This window comes from Limnobacter litoralis, assembly GCF_030160455.1.
Taxonomy (GTDB): Bacteria; Pseudomonadota; Gammaproteobacteria; order Burkholderiales; family Burkholderiaceae_B; genus Limnobacter; species Limnobacter litoralis.
On the sequence record NZ_BSOJ01000006.1, the window covers coordinates 210331 to 226510 of the forward strand.

The 16180-nt window shown below is 56.8% G+C and carries 15 protein-coding genes; 12 read left to right on the plus strand and 3 right to left on the minus strand.

Annotation, left to right across the window (positions count from 1 at the left end; all coding sequences use genetic code 11):
* Positions 1-79: 79 nt before the first annotated feature.
* From QQJ87_RS02480 to QQJ87_RS02505, 6 genes are all read left to right on the plus strand, one after another.
* Positions 80-607 carry a Spy/CpxP family protein refolding chaperone gene (locus QQJ87_RS02480; protein WP_284279745.1) on the plus strand — a complete coding sequence of 176 codons (528 nt, stop codon included), beginning with the start codon at positions 80-82 and terminating at the stop codon, positions 605-607.
* 99 nt (positions 608-706) lie between these two features.
* Positions 707-1480: a transporter family protein gene (locus QQJ87_RS02485; RefSeq protein WP_284279746.1), complete on the plus strand. Its 774-nt coding sequence runs from the start codon at positions 707-709 to the stop codon at positions 1478-1480.
* A gap of 100 nt (positions 1481-1580) precedes the next feature.
* The gene (locus QQJ87_RS02490) at positions 1581-2231 is read left to right on the plus strand and encodes a carbonic anhydrase (protein WP_284280076.1); all 651 of its coding nucleotides are present in this window, start codon (positions 1581-1583) and stop codon (positions 2229-2231) included.
* A gap of 78 nt (positions 2232-2309) precedes the next feature.
* Entirely contained in the window at positions 2310-2522 is a 213-nt protein-coding gene (locus QQJ87_RS02495) for a hypothetical protein (RefSeq protein ID WP_284279747.1), read from the plus strand.
* Positions 2523-2942 carry a GNAT family N-acetyltransferase gene (locus QQJ87_RS02500; RefSeq protein WP_284279748.1) on the plus strand — a complete coding sequence of 140 codons (420 nt, stop codon included), beginning with the start codon at positions 2523-2525 and terminating at the stop codon, positions 2940-2942.
* A gap of 13 nt (positions 2943-2955) precedes the next feature.
* Positions 2956-3546: a TetR/AcrR family transcriptional regulator gene (locus QQJ87_RS02505; protein ID WP_284279749.1), complete on the plus strand. Its 591-nt coding sequence runs from the start codon at positions 2956-2958 to the stop codon at positions 3544-3546.
* A gap of 45 nt (positions 3547-3591) precedes the next feature.
* Here QQJ87_RS02505 and QQJ87_RS02510 read toward each other — a convergent pair whose 3' ends face one another.
* Together QQJ87_RS02510 and QQJ87_RS02515 are read right to left on the minus strand one after the other, a co-directional pair.
* Positions 3592-4383, minus strand: coding sequence for a hypothetical protein (locus tag QQJ87_RS02510; protein ID WP_284279750.1), 792 nt, complete (start codon positions 4381-4383; stop codon positions 3592-3594).
* Positions 4384-4534: 151 nt separating this feature from the next.
* Entirely contained in the window at positions 4535-6301 is a 1767-nt protein-coding gene (locus QQJ87_RS02515; protein ID WP_284279751.1) for an acyclic terpene utilization AtuA family protein, read from the minus strand.
* Between the two features lie 105 nt (positions 6302-6406).
* Between QQJ87_RS02515 and QQJ87_RS02520 the strand changes: the two genes are divergently transcribed.
* From QQJ87_RS02520 to QQJ87_RS02545, 6 genes are all read left to right on the plus strand, one after another.
* The gene (locus QQJ87_RS02520; protein WP_284279752.1) at positions 6407-7324 is read left to right on the plus strand and encodes an SDR family oxidoreductase; all 918 of its coding nucleotides are present in this window, start codon (positions 6407-6409) and stop codon (positions 7322-7324) included.
* 6 nt (positions 7325-7330) lie between these two features.
* Positions 7331-8959: an acyl-CoA carboxylase subunit beta gene (locus QQJ87_RS02525; RefSeq protein WP_284279753.1), complete on the plus strand. Its 1629-nt coding sequence runs from the start codon at positions 7331-7333 to the stop codon at positions 8957-8959.
* Positions 8960-8998: 39 nt separating this feature from the next.
* Entirely contained in the window at positions 8999-10162 is a 1164-nt protein-coding gene (locus tag QQJ87_RS02530) for an acyl-CoA dehydrogenase family protein (protein WP_284279754.1), read from the plus strand.
* Between the two features lies 1 nt (position 10163).
* A complete protein-coding gene (locus QQJ87_RS02535; protein WP_284279755.1) occupies positions 10164-12173 on the plus strand; it encodes an acetyl/propionyl/methylcrotonyl-CoA carboxylase subunit alpha in 2010 nt (669 codons plus the stop codon).
* Complete coding sequence (locus tag QQJ87_RS02540; protein ID WP_284280077.1) at positions 12173-13303, plus strand: acyl-CoA dehydrogenase family protein; 1131 nt, start codon at positions 12173-12175, stop codon at positions 13301-13303. Before QQJ87_RS02535 ends, QQJ87_RS02540 begins: the two co-directional genes overlap by 1 nt.
* 256 nt (positions 13304-13559) lie before the next feature.
* Positions 13560-15461 (plus strand): FecR family protein, encoded by a 1902-nt coding sequence (locus QQJ87_RS02545; RefSeq protein WP_284279756.1) that lies wholly within the window; start codon positions 13560-13562, stop codon positions 15459-15461.
* A gap of 94 nt (positions 15462-15555) precedes the next feature.
* Here the strand turns inward: QQJ87_RS02545 and QQJ87_RS02550 are convergent, their stop codons facing one another.
* A complete protein-coding gene (locus tag QQJ87_RS02550) occupies positions 15556-16179 on the minus strand; it encodes a hypothetical protein (RefSeq protein WP_284279757.1) in 624 nt (207 codons plus the stop codon).
* Between the last annotated feature and the right edge of the window lies 1 nt (position 16180).

Consider the following 16180-nt stretch of genomic DNA (forward strand, 5'->3'; position numbering starts at 1 on the left):
TTACAAAAACTGCAACCCTCTTTACGGAGCCCTACCCTACGATGAAGGCGTTGGTTGAATTGATCCCAAGGAGACTCAAATGAATGCAAACAAGACGACGGCCCGTTACATCAAGCAAATGTTGGCAGTGACTGCCATGGCCATGGCCATTCCGATGGTGTCCAACGCGGCCAGCGACGACTCGATTGGCGACCGCCAGGGCACTGAACAGCAGCAGCCCAGGGGCCATCATGGTCATCATGGTCGTGAACCAGGCATGAAGATGCTTGAGCAACTGAATTTGACGGATGCACAGAAGGCGCAGGTCAAGCAAATCATGGCGTCTCAAAAGGCGGACATTCGCGAGAGCTGGAAGGCTCGAAAAGACATGCGCAAGCAGCTCGATCAGTTGACCGAGGCGCCAGAGTTTGACAAGGCCAAGGCAGATCAATTGATTCGAAACATGCAGGACAGCGAACGATTGAATCAACTGAAAATGCTGGAGGCCCGCCACCAGATCTACATGGTGCTGACCCCCGAGCAACGCGCCAAGGCGCACACATTGCGCACCGAGCATGAACAACAAATGCGTGACCACATGCCGCCCCCACCACCGATCAATGGTTAATCGGTTTGGCTTGTAGGTAGTTTTCCATTCACCTTTTGGCGTACTCTTCTTGTTGCCTTTTTGCCCCTATACTGTCACTCAAATTCAGAGGAGACAGCCATGGGGCAAATTTTTTTGAAAGGCGCGGCCGCGGGTCTGCTGGTGTGTTGTGTAGCCAGTGCGCATGCGGATACAGACAGCCTGTTGATGACCTACAGTTTTGACAGCCTGAAGGGCAAGTTCGGGCAAACGCAGGAAACGAAAGCCAAGGCATTTACCTTGGGTGCCACTTACGTAACGCCGAGTTATCGCGCTTCAATTTTCGTGCCCTATATTTCGCTGGAAGGCCCCGGCACTTTCGTGAACGGCACCGTAACCAACTCCACCAATCAGTCCACCCGCAAAGAAAGTGGTTTGGGTGACGTATTGACGACCTTGTCCACCGATTTCATCGGCGGGCCCACTGCCTTGGGTTGGACCGTGGGTGCAACAGGTTTGCTGAAGTTGCCCGTGGGCAACGAGGACAAAGGCTTGGGCACAGGTAAAACCGACTACGCTGCTCAAGGCGACTTTGCCTATCGATTCAAGGATGGATTTTCCTTGAACGGCAACTACGGTCGGCAAATTTATGGAAAAAGTGCAACGGTTCAATTGAAGGACGGCAACTATTATGGGCTGGGCTTTGGCCTGGCCTTGAGCAATGAGTTGAACCTGAATTTCAATGCAACAAAGCGGGATGCGATTGTGGCCGGTGGCCAAGACCGCAAAGAACGAACCATTTCAGGTGTGTACGCTTTTGGCCCGACCTCGGCCTTGCAAGTCGGCTACACCAAGGGTTACAGCCAGGCCAGCCCGGACAAGGCATTTTCGGCTAGCCTGATTTTTCAGCAGTAATCACCGAACCGAACAGATCTGATTTTTAAGACGCAAACCCGCATTCAGGTTTAGAATGCGGGCTTGTTACTTTTAAAACAGGTGGGCTGTGCCCGACCAATTGCAGCATCTGCTGGATGCCAACAAAGTGTGGGCGACTGCCCAGCTTGACCGCGATCCCGAATTTTTCAGTCGCCTCGAGAATCAGCAAACCCCCGAATTTTTCTGGATCGGTTGCTCGGACAGCCGTGTGCCCGCCAACACGATCGTGAACCTGGACCCCGGTGAAGTGTTTGTGCATCGCAATGTGGCCAATCAGGTTTTTCATGGCGATCTGAACGCCCAGTCGGCCACGCAGTACGCCGTGGAGGTGTTAAAGGTCAAGCACATCATGATCGTGGGCCATTACGGCTGCGGTGGCGTACGTGCAGCCATGCATGGTGAAAGGCTGGGTTTGGCGGACGCCTGGATCAGGCCCATTCACCAGCTTGCCAAACACCATGGCATATTAAGCCGCCTGACGCCGGAGACGGAATCCCGCTGTATGGATGAGTTGTGTGAATTGAACGTGATCGAGCAGGTGCGCAGGCTTTGCGAGAGCACCTTGATTGAAGACGCTTGGGACCGGGGGCAGAGCTTGACTGTTCACGGCTGGATTTACAGCCTCAAAGATGGTTTGGTGCGCAATATGCACGCCACTACCTCGGCCGAAAGTGACATTGAAATTGTGCATGCCAAAGCCATTGAAGCGCTGAAAGCGCGTTACAAATAAAAATTTGTGGTCTAGAATGAAGATTGATATTCAAACAAACGTTTGAATATTGAACACCACATCTTCATGGAGACAATGATGGGATTTTCTACGCAGTCCAAACTGGGCGATCTGCTCGACAACGACCAGACCAAGGCCATTCTTGAAAAGCACATGCCTGGCATTTCCACCCACCCGCAAATTGCGATGGGTCGCGGCTTTCCCCTGGCAGTGGTTGCCAACTTCTCTGGCGGCATGATCACCCAGGACATGCTCGACGCGGTGGACACTGAACTGTCTGCGCTCGGTTAAATGGTTCATGTCGATTGCGCGGCCTGGCACCTGTGTTCCGTGTGGGCAAAGCCCATTCGGAAGGCGGTTTTCGTGCAAGAGCAGGGCATCGATGAATCTGAGGAATGGGATGAGGCGGACGCCACTGCGGTGCACGCAATTGCCTGGTTGAACGATCAGGCGGTGGGCACCGGGCGTTTGTTGGTCGATGGAAAAATTGGCCGTATGGCTGTGCACAAGAACTACCGTGGTAAAGGAGTCGGCGCAGCCATTCTGAACACATTGATTGAATTGGCCCGGCAGCAGGGACATGACAGAGTCACTTTGAGTGCCCAAGCGGCTGCCATTGGATTTTATGAACACTGGGGATTTGTGCCCGTTGGGCCAGCTCATGAAGAAGTGGGCATTGCGCATCAGTGGATGTGTCTGGAATTGAATTAAAAAGGTTTCAACCGTGTTGAAGGCAACAAAAGAATCAAAAGGACCCGATGACGGTCGAAGGGGTGACATTGTGCGGGCAGCGGCTAGGCTGTTTCGCGACAAAGGTTACGACGGTGCCAGCATGCGCGCCATTGCCAATGCGGTCGGCATGCAGTGCGGCAGTCCGTTTTATCATTTCGCCAGCAAGCAGGACATTCTGGTTGCCGTGGTTGAGGAGGGCCTGCGCCAAGGGCTTGAGAAAACCAGGGCGGTGATCTCACCAAGCTTGATTGCGCGTGAACAATTTCTGGCACTCGTGAAAGTGCACCTTTCTATCATTCTCGAAGAAGGCAATGATTTCATCCCCGTGATGTTGTACAACTGGCGTTGCCTGGATGACATGCATCAAAGGCGGTTGATTGCCACCAAAGACGAGTACGACGCGATCTGGCAAGATGCGATCAATGCGCTGGCCAAGGACGGCCTGATTCAATCTGAGCCCAAGTTTGCCCGGCTGATGATATTGGGTTCCATGAATTTTATGGTGACTTGGTACAAGCAAAGGCCGGGCGACAGCCTGGAAACCCTGGCAGACAAAGTGGTTCAGTTCTGCCTGTGTTCATAAAAAAACAGCCGCTCGAAAGCGGCTGTTTTTCTTGCAAAACCCATTTCAGTGCAGCAGGCCGATCAGTGAAGCTGGGCGAGCAGCAATCGCATTTTGCACGATGGAGCTTGTCATGGCGGTGAGCGCAGCCAGTTGGCCTGAGTTGGCCATGCTGGCAGTCGCAGCCATATTGCCTTCCATGGCCACTGTGGCCAATCCGGCGACATTCATATTACCGCTTTGGCTTTGGCTCAGGGACATGGTTTGCGTGCCAGAGGTTTGATCGGCGATTCCTTGCACCTGATCCAATGCTGTTTTGGCAACAGAAGCGACGGCATTGCCTCCCATTTGGTACACCGCATCCACCTTGGCAAGTGTTTGTCCCAGTGCTTCCGTGTTGGGAGTCACAGAGGCGCTCAGGCTGCCACTGACAGACGCCATGGCTGAATTGCCCTGGTCCGCGCCTGGTGCTGCGGGGGCCTCGGCACTTTGTGCGGCTGGGGTTGAGGGCTGATCGTTCATGGCTGTGCTGTTGTCAGCGGGCGGGGCAGGTTGCGCGGCTGGTGCGCTGGGTGCTGCGGGAGCGGCTGGCGCGGGTTGCTGAGCGGCGGGTGCTGAAGGCGCAGCAGGCGCGGCGGGTGCCGGGGCGGGTTGTGCCGCCGGTGCAGAACCGAAGGCCAGGTGCAGTTCGCCTTGTCCCTGGCCGCCGCCTGACAGGCTGCCTTGCTGGCTGGCTGCATGGGCTGCTGCGAAAGCTGAACCCCATCCATCCAGGCTGCTGGTGGCGGCTTGACCGCTTGTTGGGGCGGCAAATGCAAAGGCGATGGAAGAGGCAATCAACAGTTTGTTCAAAGTCATGGTGTTCTCCTGAGTAGCGAAAGATAGGGCATCGAATTTTTTGCCTTACATCGGTACTACGGAGACAGCGTGTAGGAAAAAGATAACTAACTTAGGGGTCTACACAGTCAGGGGGCACCAAAAGGGCCCCCTTTGCATGCTTGAAGGACTGTCAGATTGGCATGGTCAGCATCAATTGGGCCATGCCCTTACCCAGGGGGTCGTTGCGCATGGAGGTCATGCCACCGCCATCCAGGGCTTGATCCATCACGACATTGAGCGCGTTAATGCCTGGCAATGGATAAACGGTGACAGACCCTTGAACAAGATGACCCAGATAGGCCTTTACCCGTTCGGGGGTAATGGCGGCCTTTAGCAGGGCCCAGTCAGTATCGCTTCGTGCCACAAGCCCTACATTGCTGGTGTTGCCTTTGTCGCCACTTCTGCCGTGGGCAATGTCGATCAGCAATCTGCCGATCGGTGTGTAAACGTTTGCGCTGGCTTGATTTTGGCTTGTTTGGCCTGGGGGCGCTGCCAAGGGATGCTCGGGTTCTGTGTACTCCACCACCTCACCGTTGATGCTGACTTTGGCTTGAACCAGCGACTTGTCGATCAGGGTGCTGAACAAGCGCACCAGGGGCACGACGTTGGGTCGGCCCATGCCAAAGTTGCCGCTGGTGCCCGGTGCAAAACTGGTGCCGGCGGGTGCAATCTCCTTGGAGAACAGCGTGGCCGCCTTTTTGTCTGCGTGGTGAATGGCGATGCGCAGCATGGCCTCACGCGCGTTCAAAACCTGTGCATGGGGGCCGAAGTCTGTTTCAGTGCCGATCACTTCATAGTGTGCACGCGTGTAATCGGCCAGATCCAGTTGTTTAAACTGCGTTCGGGTGCGCTCCAGTATGGCTTCGGCTGTGCGTTTGGCCTTTTCTGCCGCGTCAAAGCCGACGATGGACAACAGGCCGATGCACCGAAAGCCATCGGGGTAGGTGGCGCACACTTTGTACTGGCCGGAGGGTGCTTTGCCTTTTGCACCAGAAATTCTGACTCGGTTGTCGCCTGAATTTTCAATGTGGACCTGGGTGAAGTCGCAGACCACATCGGGCAATTGATAGTTTGCGGGGTCGCCAATTTCATACAGCAGCTGTTCGCTGGCCACCGCTTTGTTGATCAGCCCGCCCGTGTGGTCGGGCTTGCCAAGTGTGAAGGATCCATCGGCAGTAACGTCCACAAACGGATAGCCAATGTTGGCCCAGTCGGGCACCACCTGCCAGTCGGTAAACAGCCCGCCAGTGGCCTGGGCGCCGCATTCCACAATGTGCCCGGCCAGGCTGCCTTGCGCCAGTTCATCCAGTTGTGTCGGGGTCCATTTGAATTCATGAATCAGCGCGCCCAGCACCATGGCGCTGTCGACCACTCGGCCAGTAATCACGATGTCGGCACCGGCTCCAAGGGCCGCCGCAATCGGAAAGGCTCCGAGATAGGCGTTCGCAGTCAACACAAAGGCAGGGGCGGGCTGGCCCGACTGCATGTCTTTGAGCTCATTGCCCTGCTTGCGCAAATTTTGCAGCACACCGCTTGCGTCGTCGCCACTGACCACTCCGATTTTAACGGGTTGGCCGAGCGCTTCCATGGCTTGCGAAAGGGCCTGCGCGCAGGCCCCGGGGTTTAAGCCACCCGCATTGGCAATGATGCGTATGCCCTGTGCTTTGGCCTTTGGCAGCACCTGCTTCATCAAATCGACAAAGTCCAGCGCATAGCCTTGCTCCGGATTTTTCATGCGCATGCCCGCCATGATGGCCAGCGTCAGTTCAGCCAGGTAATCGAAGGTGATGTACTGCATGCCGGGCGTGTTGACCAGTTGGTGGGCTCCCAGGCTGCTGTCGCCCCAGAAGCCGCAGGCGCCCCCAATGCGGACCGTTTTTTGGGTGGGCATGTTCATGGCGTGTTTCCTCGATTATTCAGGTTGAAAGGTGACTTCCGCTTGACATGATAGCAAAGGAAAGTTAACAATCAAACGTTTGATTGAATAATTGGAATACCCATCTTGAACGCATTTAACTCTGTATTCATACCCGGCTTGTTTGCCGGTCAAACAATCGTCGTCACGGGCGGCGGGTCCGGCATTGGCCGTTGCACCGCGCATGAGCTGGCCAGTCTGGGCGCCGATCTCGCGCTGGTTGGGCGCAAGCTGGACAAGCTTGAAACCGTCAAGGCTGAAATTGAGCAGACTTGTCCTGTGAAGATCACGCTGCACAGCTGTGACATTCGCGAAGAAGAGCGAGTGGTGGCCACGGTTGCAGACATTCTGGGTGCACACGGCAAGATTGATCACCTGATCAACAACGCCGGTGGGCAGTTTCCCTCCCCCTTATCGGCCATCAGCGCGAAAGGCTGGGAAACCGTGGTTCGCAACAACCTGACTGGCGGCTTCCTGATGGCCCGCGAGGTGTTTAACCAGTACATGATCCGCCAGTTGGGGAAAAAGGACATGTCGATCACCAACATCATTGCAGACATGTGGAACGGCATGCCCGGCATGGGTCATTCCGGTGCGGCGCGTGCGGGCATGTTGAATTTCTCGGAAACCGCCTCACTGGAATGGGCACCCGTGCGCGTCAATGCAGTCGCCCCCGGCTTCATCGCGTCTAGCGGGATGGACACCTACCCCGAGCCCATGAAGCAGACCATCATGCAACTGGACAAGACCATCCCCCTGCAGCGTTTGGGGCTGGAAGCGGAAGTGTCTGGCGTGTTGACTTTCTTGTGCAGCCCAGCGGCTTCGTTTATTTCAGGCAGCTGCATTCGGGTGGATGGCGCAGCACCCAATGCCAAGCGCGTGTGGCCCGTGGTTGGAAATGGCCAACAAAACCCTGCATTCAACAGCTTTCACTTGGGTGGCGTGCCGGAAGTGGTCAAACGGCGGGACGCTGAACGCGCTGCGGCCAAGCAGAAAAAGGATTGATGCGCCATGCCCAAACTTGACACCGCGATTGCTGCCAGCAGTGAGGCATTCAAGACCAACGCCCAGCACATGGAACAAGCCTTGGCCACGCTTCGTGAGCTCGAAAGGCGAACCCGCGAGGCCTCAGCAAAGTCGGCACCTTCATTTGCCAAGCGTGGTCAATTGATGCCGCGTGAGCGTTTGGCTTTGCTGATCGATCCGGGCTCGCCTTTTTTGGAGTTGAGTACGCTCGCTGGGTACATGCAGGACGGACAAAAGCCCGAGAAAAGCATTCCGGGTGGAGGCATCATCGCCGGGCTGGCCTATGTTGCAAACACCTTGTGCATGGTGGTGGCCAGCGATTCCGGCATTGAAGCAGGCGCGTTGCAGGCCATGGGCATTGAAAAAATGCAGCGTGCGCAAGACATCGCCCTTGAAAACCGCCTGCCGTTTATTAATTTGGGCGAATCCGCAGGCGCAAATCTGCTGAAGTACAAGGTCGAGCACTTTGTCCTGGGTGGGGGCAACTTTTATCGCCTTGCCAAGTTAAGCGCGGCCGGCTTGCCGGTGGTCAATGTGTTGCATGGCTCATCCACCGCCGGCGGGGCGTACATTCCTGGCTTAAGCGACGTGGTCATCATGGTGCGTGAGCGGGCGCGGGCCTTTCTGGCCGGGCCGCCCTTGCTGAAGGCCGCCACGGGTGAAATTGCCACCGATGAGGAACTCGGTGGCGCTGAAATGCATTGCGCCATTTCAGGACTGGGCGATTACCTGGCTGAAGACGACCGACATGCGATTGCCATCGCGCGTGAGGTGATGGAGAAAATGGACTGGAACGGCAGTGACCGTCATGCCATCCCCCGCTTGAATCCGGATGCCCCTGCACCCGCGTACAGCGCCGATGAGCTGCTGGGCATCATGCCAGCAGACATCAAGACGCCCGTGGACATGCGCGAGGTGATTGCTCGGATTGTCGACGCCTCCGATTTTCTGGAGTTCAAGGCCGGTTATGGCTCGGCCACACTGTGCGGCTACGCCAAACTGATGGGTGTCAGCATCGGCATCATCACCAACCTGGGTCCGATTGACACCGCAGGCGCAACCAAAGCCACCCACTTCATTCAAAGCTGCTGTCAAACCCGGACCCCCATCATTTACCTGCAAAACACCACGGGTTACATGGTGGGCAAAGACGCAGAACAGGGCGGCATCATCAAGCATGGCTCAAAAATGATTCAGGCTGTCAGCAACGCCACCGTGCCGCAAATTACTGTGCTGTGTGGGGCCAGCTTTGGTGCTGGCAACTACGGCATGTGTGGCCGTGCCTTTGGCCCTCGCTTCGTGTTTGCATGGCCCAACAGCAAGACGGCGGTCATGGGCGCTGAGCAAGCCGCAGGCACCATGGCCACCGTGATGCAGGCCAGCGCAGCGCGCAAGGGCATGGAAGTGCCTGAATTCATGCTGGACAACATGAAAAAACAGATCGTCGACACCTTCGAATCGCAAACCAGCGCCTTTTACACCAGTGGCCTGCTGCTTGACGACGGCGTGATCGACCCCAGAGACACCCGACAGGTATTGGCCATGGCCCTTGCCGCAAGCCTGCAGGCTGAACGCAGCGTTCAGCCCATGCAGTTTGGCGTGGCAAGGCCATGAGACTGACCAAACCCTAAAGACACCATTGAGGAGACCATTTTGAGACTGACGCAAGAACACAAAGAATTGCAGCGAACCATTGAGCGGTTTGTGGACAATGAGATCAATCCCCATGTCGCCACTTGGGAAAAGGAGCAAATGTTTCCTGCCCATGATCTGTTTAAAAAAATGGGCGACCTGGGCCTGCTGGGCCTGACCAAGCCCGAGGCCTTTGGTGGTGCCGGGCTGGATTACAGCTACGCCGTGGTGGCTGCCCAAGCCCTGGGCAAAATTCATTGCGGTGGCGTGCCCATGGCGATTGGTGTGCAAACTGACATGGCCACACCTGCCTTGGCCCGATTCGGGTCTGACGAATTGCGCAAGGAATTTCTGGCACCAGCGGTCGCTGGTGATGCAGTGGCCTGTATTGGTGTGTCCGAACCCGGCGCCGGGTCAGACGTGGCGGGTGTGAAAACCACCGCCCGCAAAGACGGCAGCGATTACATCATCAATGGCAGCAAGATGTGGATCACCAACAGCCTGCAGGCAGACTGGATGTGCCTGCTTGCCAACACCAGCGAGGGCAAGCCCCACCAGAACAAAAGCCTGATCATCGTGCCCATGAAGACGCCCGGCATCACGATCGAAAAAAAGATTCACAAGATCGGCATGTGGAGTTCAGACACAGGCCTGATTCACTTTGACAACGTGCGGGTGCCGCAGCGCAACCTGATCGGCATGGAAGGTGCGGGCTTCATGTACCAAATGCTGCAGTTTCAGGAAGAACGCCTTTGGGGTGCTGCCAACAGCATCGAGGGCATGATGCGCGTCATCAACGAAACGATCGACTACACCCGTCAGCGCCAGTTGTTTGGCAGCACCGTGCTGGATCAGCAAGTGGTGCATTTCACGCTGGCTGAACTGAAAACAGAAGTGGAGGCCCTGCGCGCCCTGGTGTGGCAGGCCACTGAAACGTATGTCGATGGCAGCGATGTGACCGAGCTTGCCAGCATGTGCAAACTGAAAAGTGGTCGCTTGGTGCGCGAAGTGGCAGACAAGTGCCTGCAGTTCTGGGGTGGCATGGGCTTTACCTGGGAAAACCCCGCCTCGCAGTTGTATCGCGATGGCCGCTTGATCTCGATCGGTGGTGGTGCAGACGAAGTGATGTTGGGCATCATTTGCAAATTCATGGGCACATTGCCCAGCAAGAAGAAGTCCAGCTGACATGGGCGTGACCATTCAACCCATTCGCAAGCTGCTAATCGCCAACCGCAACGAAATAGCGCGCCGCATTCAGCGGGCTGCCACGGCGCTGGGCATTCAGACCGTGGCCGTGTATTCCGAAGCGGACGCGAAGGCTTTGCACGTCCGGGAGGCCGATGAAGCCTGGTGCATTGGCCCGGCTCCCTCACTTGAATCGTATTTGCGAATTGACCAATTAATTGAGGTGGCCAAGGCCAGTGGGGCTGACGCCATTCACCCTGGCTACGGGTTTGTGTCAGAAAGCCCCGACTTTGCCAAAGCGTGTGAAGCTGCAGGCATTCGCCTGGTGGGGCCGACCTCGCAAGCGATTGCCGACATGGCCGACAAGGCCCGTGCCAAGGAGATTGCACGCCAGGCCGGGTTGCCCTGCATTCCCGGCTTTAATTTCGACCAGGCCACCGACATGGACTTGTTGCAGGCCGCGCGCGACATCGGCTTTCCGGTGATGATCAAGGCGCTGGCCGGTGGTGGCGGGCGGGGCATGCGTCTGGTTCTAGACGAGGCTGAATTCGCGGCGCAACTGCATTCAGCGCGGCTGGAGTCCAAGAACGCGTTCAATGACGACCGAGTGATGCTGGAAAAGGCCATTGTGGCCCCTCGCCACATTGAAATTCAGGTGCTGGCAGACCAATATGGACACGCCATCCACCTTGGCGAGCGCGACTGCACAGTGCAACGCCGACACCAGAAAATTGTGGAGGAAGCCCCCAGCCCGGCGGTGGATGTCGCCCTGCGCAAAACCATGGGCGAGGCGGCGCTGAAGTTGGTGCATGCCACAGGTTATGTGGGCGCAGGCACCGTTGAGTTTTTGCTGGACAGCCGGGGCGAGTTTTATTTCATCGAGATGAACACGCGCCTGCAGGTTGAGCATGGCGTGACGGAAGCGATCACCGGTGTGGATCTGGTTCAGTGGCAATTGCGCATCGCCGGTGGCGAGCCATTGACGCTTCAGCAGCACGACATTGCTTTTACGGGCCATGCCATTCAAGGTCGACTGTGTGCCGAGGACCCCGCAAAGGATTTCATGCCACAAACAGGCCCGGTTCTGGCTTGGTCTGCCCCTTCGCTTGCCCGCTGTGACGATGCCTTGCAGGCCGGTCTGGAGGTCAGCCCTTGGTACGACAGCCTGCTGGCCAAAGTCATTGCCCACGCACCCACGCGTGAGTTGGCTTGTCAGGCGCTTGCAAACGCCTTGAACCAGACGGTGCTGATCGGCTTCGAACACAACGCCGCTTACCTGGCTCGAATCGCCCTGCACCCTGTGTTTGTGGCGGGGCAATTCAGCACTGCGTTTCTGGCAGAACAGGCCGACAGCTTGTTGTTCGTGGATGAACAGGCCGAATTGCCCGCAGAGGCTTTGATCGCCAGTCTGTATTTTGCGAACCGGCCCGATCTGGCACGCACATGGCCCGCACCGCTGGCCGCCTACAGCAGCACCCGCGCCATGCGGCGCAATCTGCGTCTGCATTTCGGGGGGGCGTTGCACAGGGTCAGCCTCGAGCAAGACTCGCTCAATGAGGCTCGCATTTTCACAGAGAAAAGCACGGAGTCCGTGACTTTGTCCACTCTGCAATGGCAGGTCGTCGAGGGTGGCGTGCATTACGCCGCAACCATGGGCACACAACCTGTGCGCGCCACGGTGTGGCCGTGCGCAGAGGGCGCATGGGTGCGGCTTTCCGGTCAAGCCCGGGCATTGCTGGTCGCTGATCACACGCTTCAAACCGATTCGGCCGCGTCTCAGGGGCAGTTTCAGCCCCTGGTCAAAAGCCCCATGAATGGCAAGATCACTCAGATTCTGGTGCAGCCTGGTCAGCCCGTACAAGCCGGCGACGTGCTGTTCTGCCTGGAGGCGATGAAGATGGAGCACCGCATCGCTGCGCGTTCGGATGCAACAGTGGATTCAATTCTGGTTGAGGTGGGTCAACAAATGAACATGGGTCAAACACTGGCTCAACTCGTCGAGGTGAAATGATGGAAGACTTCTTCAACTCCGTGGAGCGGTTCGTCAAAGAACAAATTACCCCCCACATCAATGATTGGGATGAGGCGGGTGAATTTCCCAAGTCGCTGTACCGCACTGCCGGAGAGCTTGGCCTGCTTGGCTTGGGCTATCCGGAAGAATTGGGGGGCTTTGAGTGTTCGCTGGCAGATCGACTGAAACTGAGCAACTTGATTTGCAAGGCCGGCTCGGGTGGTTTGCTGGCGGGGCTTTTTTCTCACAACATTGGCCTGCCCCCTTTGATCAACCATGGCAGTGAGGCCTTGGTGCAGTCCATCGCGCCTGCTGTGTTGCGGGGCGAGTTGATCAGTGCCCTTGCGATCACCGAGCCGACCGGTGGCTCGGATGTGGCCAACCTGAAAACCCGCGCCGACCTGGTGCAGGTGGAGGGCCAGCCCCATTACCGCATCAATGGCGAAAAGGTGTTTATCACCAGTGGCGTGCGGGCAGATTGGCTGACCGTGGCCGTTCGCACGGGCGAGCCGGGTGCCAAAGGCATTTCGGTCATCATGGTACCGGGCAACAGCAAAGGCCTTACGCGCACCCCATTGAAGAAAATGGGTTGGTGGATGTCTGACACGGCTGCCCTGCATTTTCAGGATGTGCTGGTGCCAGCCAGCAACCTGGTGGGTGTTGAAAACAAGGGCTTTCGCATTGTGATGGAAAACTTCAACACCGAACGGCTGATGTTGAGTGGCGCCAGCGTCGGCTTTGCCCGTGTCTGTTTTGAAGAGGCACTGGATTGGGCCCAGAACCGTCAGACTTTTGGCAAACGCCTGATGGATCATCAGGTCATCGCACACAAACTGGCCGACATGCGCATGCGAATTCGCGCGACCGAGGCCTGGTTTGACGACACGCTGGCCCGGATTGATCGGGGTGACATCTCTGACCAATTGATCGCTGACATCTGTCTGCTTAAAAACATGGCAACCCAAACCATGCAGCATTGCGCCGGTGAAGCGGTGCAGATTCTAGGCGGGATGGGCTTTATGCGCGGTACCAAGTCGGAACGGATTTACCGCGAAACCAAAGTCATGAGCATTGGGGGTGGCGCAGAGGAAATCATGAAAGAACTCGCGATTCGCCAATTGAAGTGGTAGGTTTGCTCTAATTTCCCCCTCAAAAGAGTTACAATCCATCACTCAAAATGGTGATCCCCTACAAAAAAAGAGCAGGTAGGGCTTGCGTCAAGAAAATGGTTTGAAAAGACCAGCAGAAAAGTGCCTACATTTATTGTTAACAATAGTTAAATAAAGGCTTTTTTTTGCATCCAAAGCGCTAGCGTTGTCGGTAAAACTCTCACAAGGGCAAATTGCCAACTTTTGAAAATCACACACCATTGTCGGAGAATGCACTGTGGCTAATATTACTGGAACAATCAAAAGCGTATTGGGCGAGGTCACAGTGACCCACGCCAACGGAGAAAAAGCAGTACTGAAAGAAGGCGACAAAATTCTGCCCGGAGACACGGTTCACACCGGGGCAGACGGCTCAGCCTACATCGAATTCCCTGCCACAAATGGCAAGTCCGCCACAGAAGGCATTCTCCAGCCCAACTCGACAGCCACTTTGGCCGATGGTGCACAGGGTGGCCAGTTCAACGTGGCCGAAGGCAATTTTGAGGTGACTCAACAGGGCGACAATCCAGCAGTGGCAGTGGCCAGTGGCGGCATGTTTGGCCTGTTCGGCGCTGCAGCACTGGCCGGTGGCGGCGCAGCCGGCCCATTGGGTGCGTTGGCCGGCGCGGCATTCGTACTGTCCGGAAGCAATGGCTCCAGTGGTGGCAGCTCCACCAACTCTTCAACCAGCGGTTCGTCTGCGACTCCGGGCGTTGTGAGCTCGCTCGCTGACACAACAGGTGCCACGTCGCCCACCGTGAATCAAACCTACAGTGCGTTGGCCCCTGTAAACGCGGTAACAAATCAGCCTTTGACCGCATTAAATCCCATTGCAAGCAGTCTCGACCCCGTGTTGGCTCAAACCGCACCCGTGACCTCTGCACTTGATCCCGTCACCCAGCCTGTCAACGACAACCTGACCGCCACACTGAACGGTCTGGCCCCAGTGACCAATTCTCTGGATTCTGGCCTGACACCAGTAACCACTGCGGTTGACAATGCGCTTCAGCCCGTGCTTGATCCGCTGATCGGTACTTCAAGCACAGCCATGGTGGCCGCCGGTTTGCCCGACCTGCCGGTCAATCTGTCTGTGATTGCTCAAAACGTGGCCTCAGGCCTCGACATGGTCAGCCCGCAACTGGCCTCTGGCGTCAATCAGGCGGTTACCGCACTGGATCCAGTGCTAAGCCAGTTGCATGCTGGTTTGGTACAGGGTTCCGAGGCACTGGCACCCGTTTTGGACCCCGTCATGCAAGCACTGGCCACCGGCGAATCCATGCTGCCACAGGCAAGCCAGCCCTTGGCGGCAGGCCTTGATCAGGTGTTCACGGCTCTGCATCCTGTGACCGATCCTTTGATTGCTGCTTTGGACGGCGGTTTGCCTTCTGGCCTGCCCACGGGTGGTCTGCCCGCTACTGGCACCCCTCTGGACGGTGTTTTGGCCCAGGTTACTGATGCACTGGGCGGTGGTCTGCCATCCGGACTGCCCACCGACGGTCTGCCTTCCACTGGCACACCGCTGGATGGCGTGCTGTCACAAGTCACTGGCGCGCTCGGTGGTGGTCTGCCTTCAGGTCTTCCATCCGGCTTGCCCGACTTCGGCTCTATCCCTAGCACTGGCACACCGCTGGATGGTGTGTTGTCGCAAGTGACTGGCGCGCTCGGTGGTGGTCTGCCTTCAGGTCTTCCATCTGGTCTGCCCGATTTTGGTCATCTTCCTACCACCGGCACACCGTTGGATGGTGTACTGGCCACGGTTTCCAGCTCGCTGGGTGGGGGCTTGTCAGGCGGTTTGCCGTCTGGTTTGCCCGACTTTGGTCACCTGCCAACCACTGGTACGCCACTGGATGCGGTTCTGCAACCCGTTGGCGATCTGTTGACGGGTTCAGTCGGCGGCTCAGCACCAACCTTCCCGCTGGATCCCGTTATCAACACGGTGACCAATCTGGCCGCAGGTGGCTTGCCAACGGATCCATCGGCGCTGGGCTCCTTGCCTTTGTCCAACCTGCCTAGCTTGACTCCTGTGGCTGATCAATTGCTGTCAGCAGTGAATTCGGCCCATCTGCCGATTTCCAGCAGTGCGTTGTCGCCTGTTACAGACGTATTGCTGCACCCACCCACAGGTGGTCTGCCAGTGTAAGTTTATTTTTGTTCAGGGGCCTCCGACCCCTTGGGCGAAAAAAAGGCACCCTTCGGGGTGCCTTTTCTGTTTTCTGTGGCTGTTATTCAAACCCTCAGGGGTTGCTTGCCACCGCCACCGTGGTTTTTCTGGCTGCCAGCTGACTGGCAAATACGCTGTTTTCCTCGCTCAAAAAGGCGGAACTGTCGTGTTCCGGGTCGCGGTCTGCAAATTCCTGGCGAATGTCTTTCAACCGGTCAAACACAGCCTGATAGTGCTCCGGGTCTTGCTGCTTCAAAAAAGCCAGGCCCACCAAGTCTCCATAGGTTTCCTCAAATTGCACGTTGTTTTTGAACCGAACGCCCAGAAACCGTTCAAGCGATTCCCGCTTGGCCACGCGTTGGCCTGGTTCTGCCAATAGGCAATGGGTCAGCTCATGCCCGGTCGAAAAGGTGGCAAACGCCTGTTGAAGACTTGAATCTGCGCCATCGAGCATGTGTGACCACACACGCCTTGAATCGCCGTTGTCATTGATGTAGACCACACAAGACGCGCTGGCACCACTGGTCAGAAACGGGCTCGGATTTTTGAAAGAGGCGTTGCGCACATACACCCGTTGCGGGTCCAGTGAAAAATCCTGTGCGTAGATGGCCAGTTCATGCTGGACCGAGGCCACTTGTGGAAGGTCTGCCTGTGGCGCAAACAAGCTTGCCAATCCAAATATCAAACCGCTGACCATG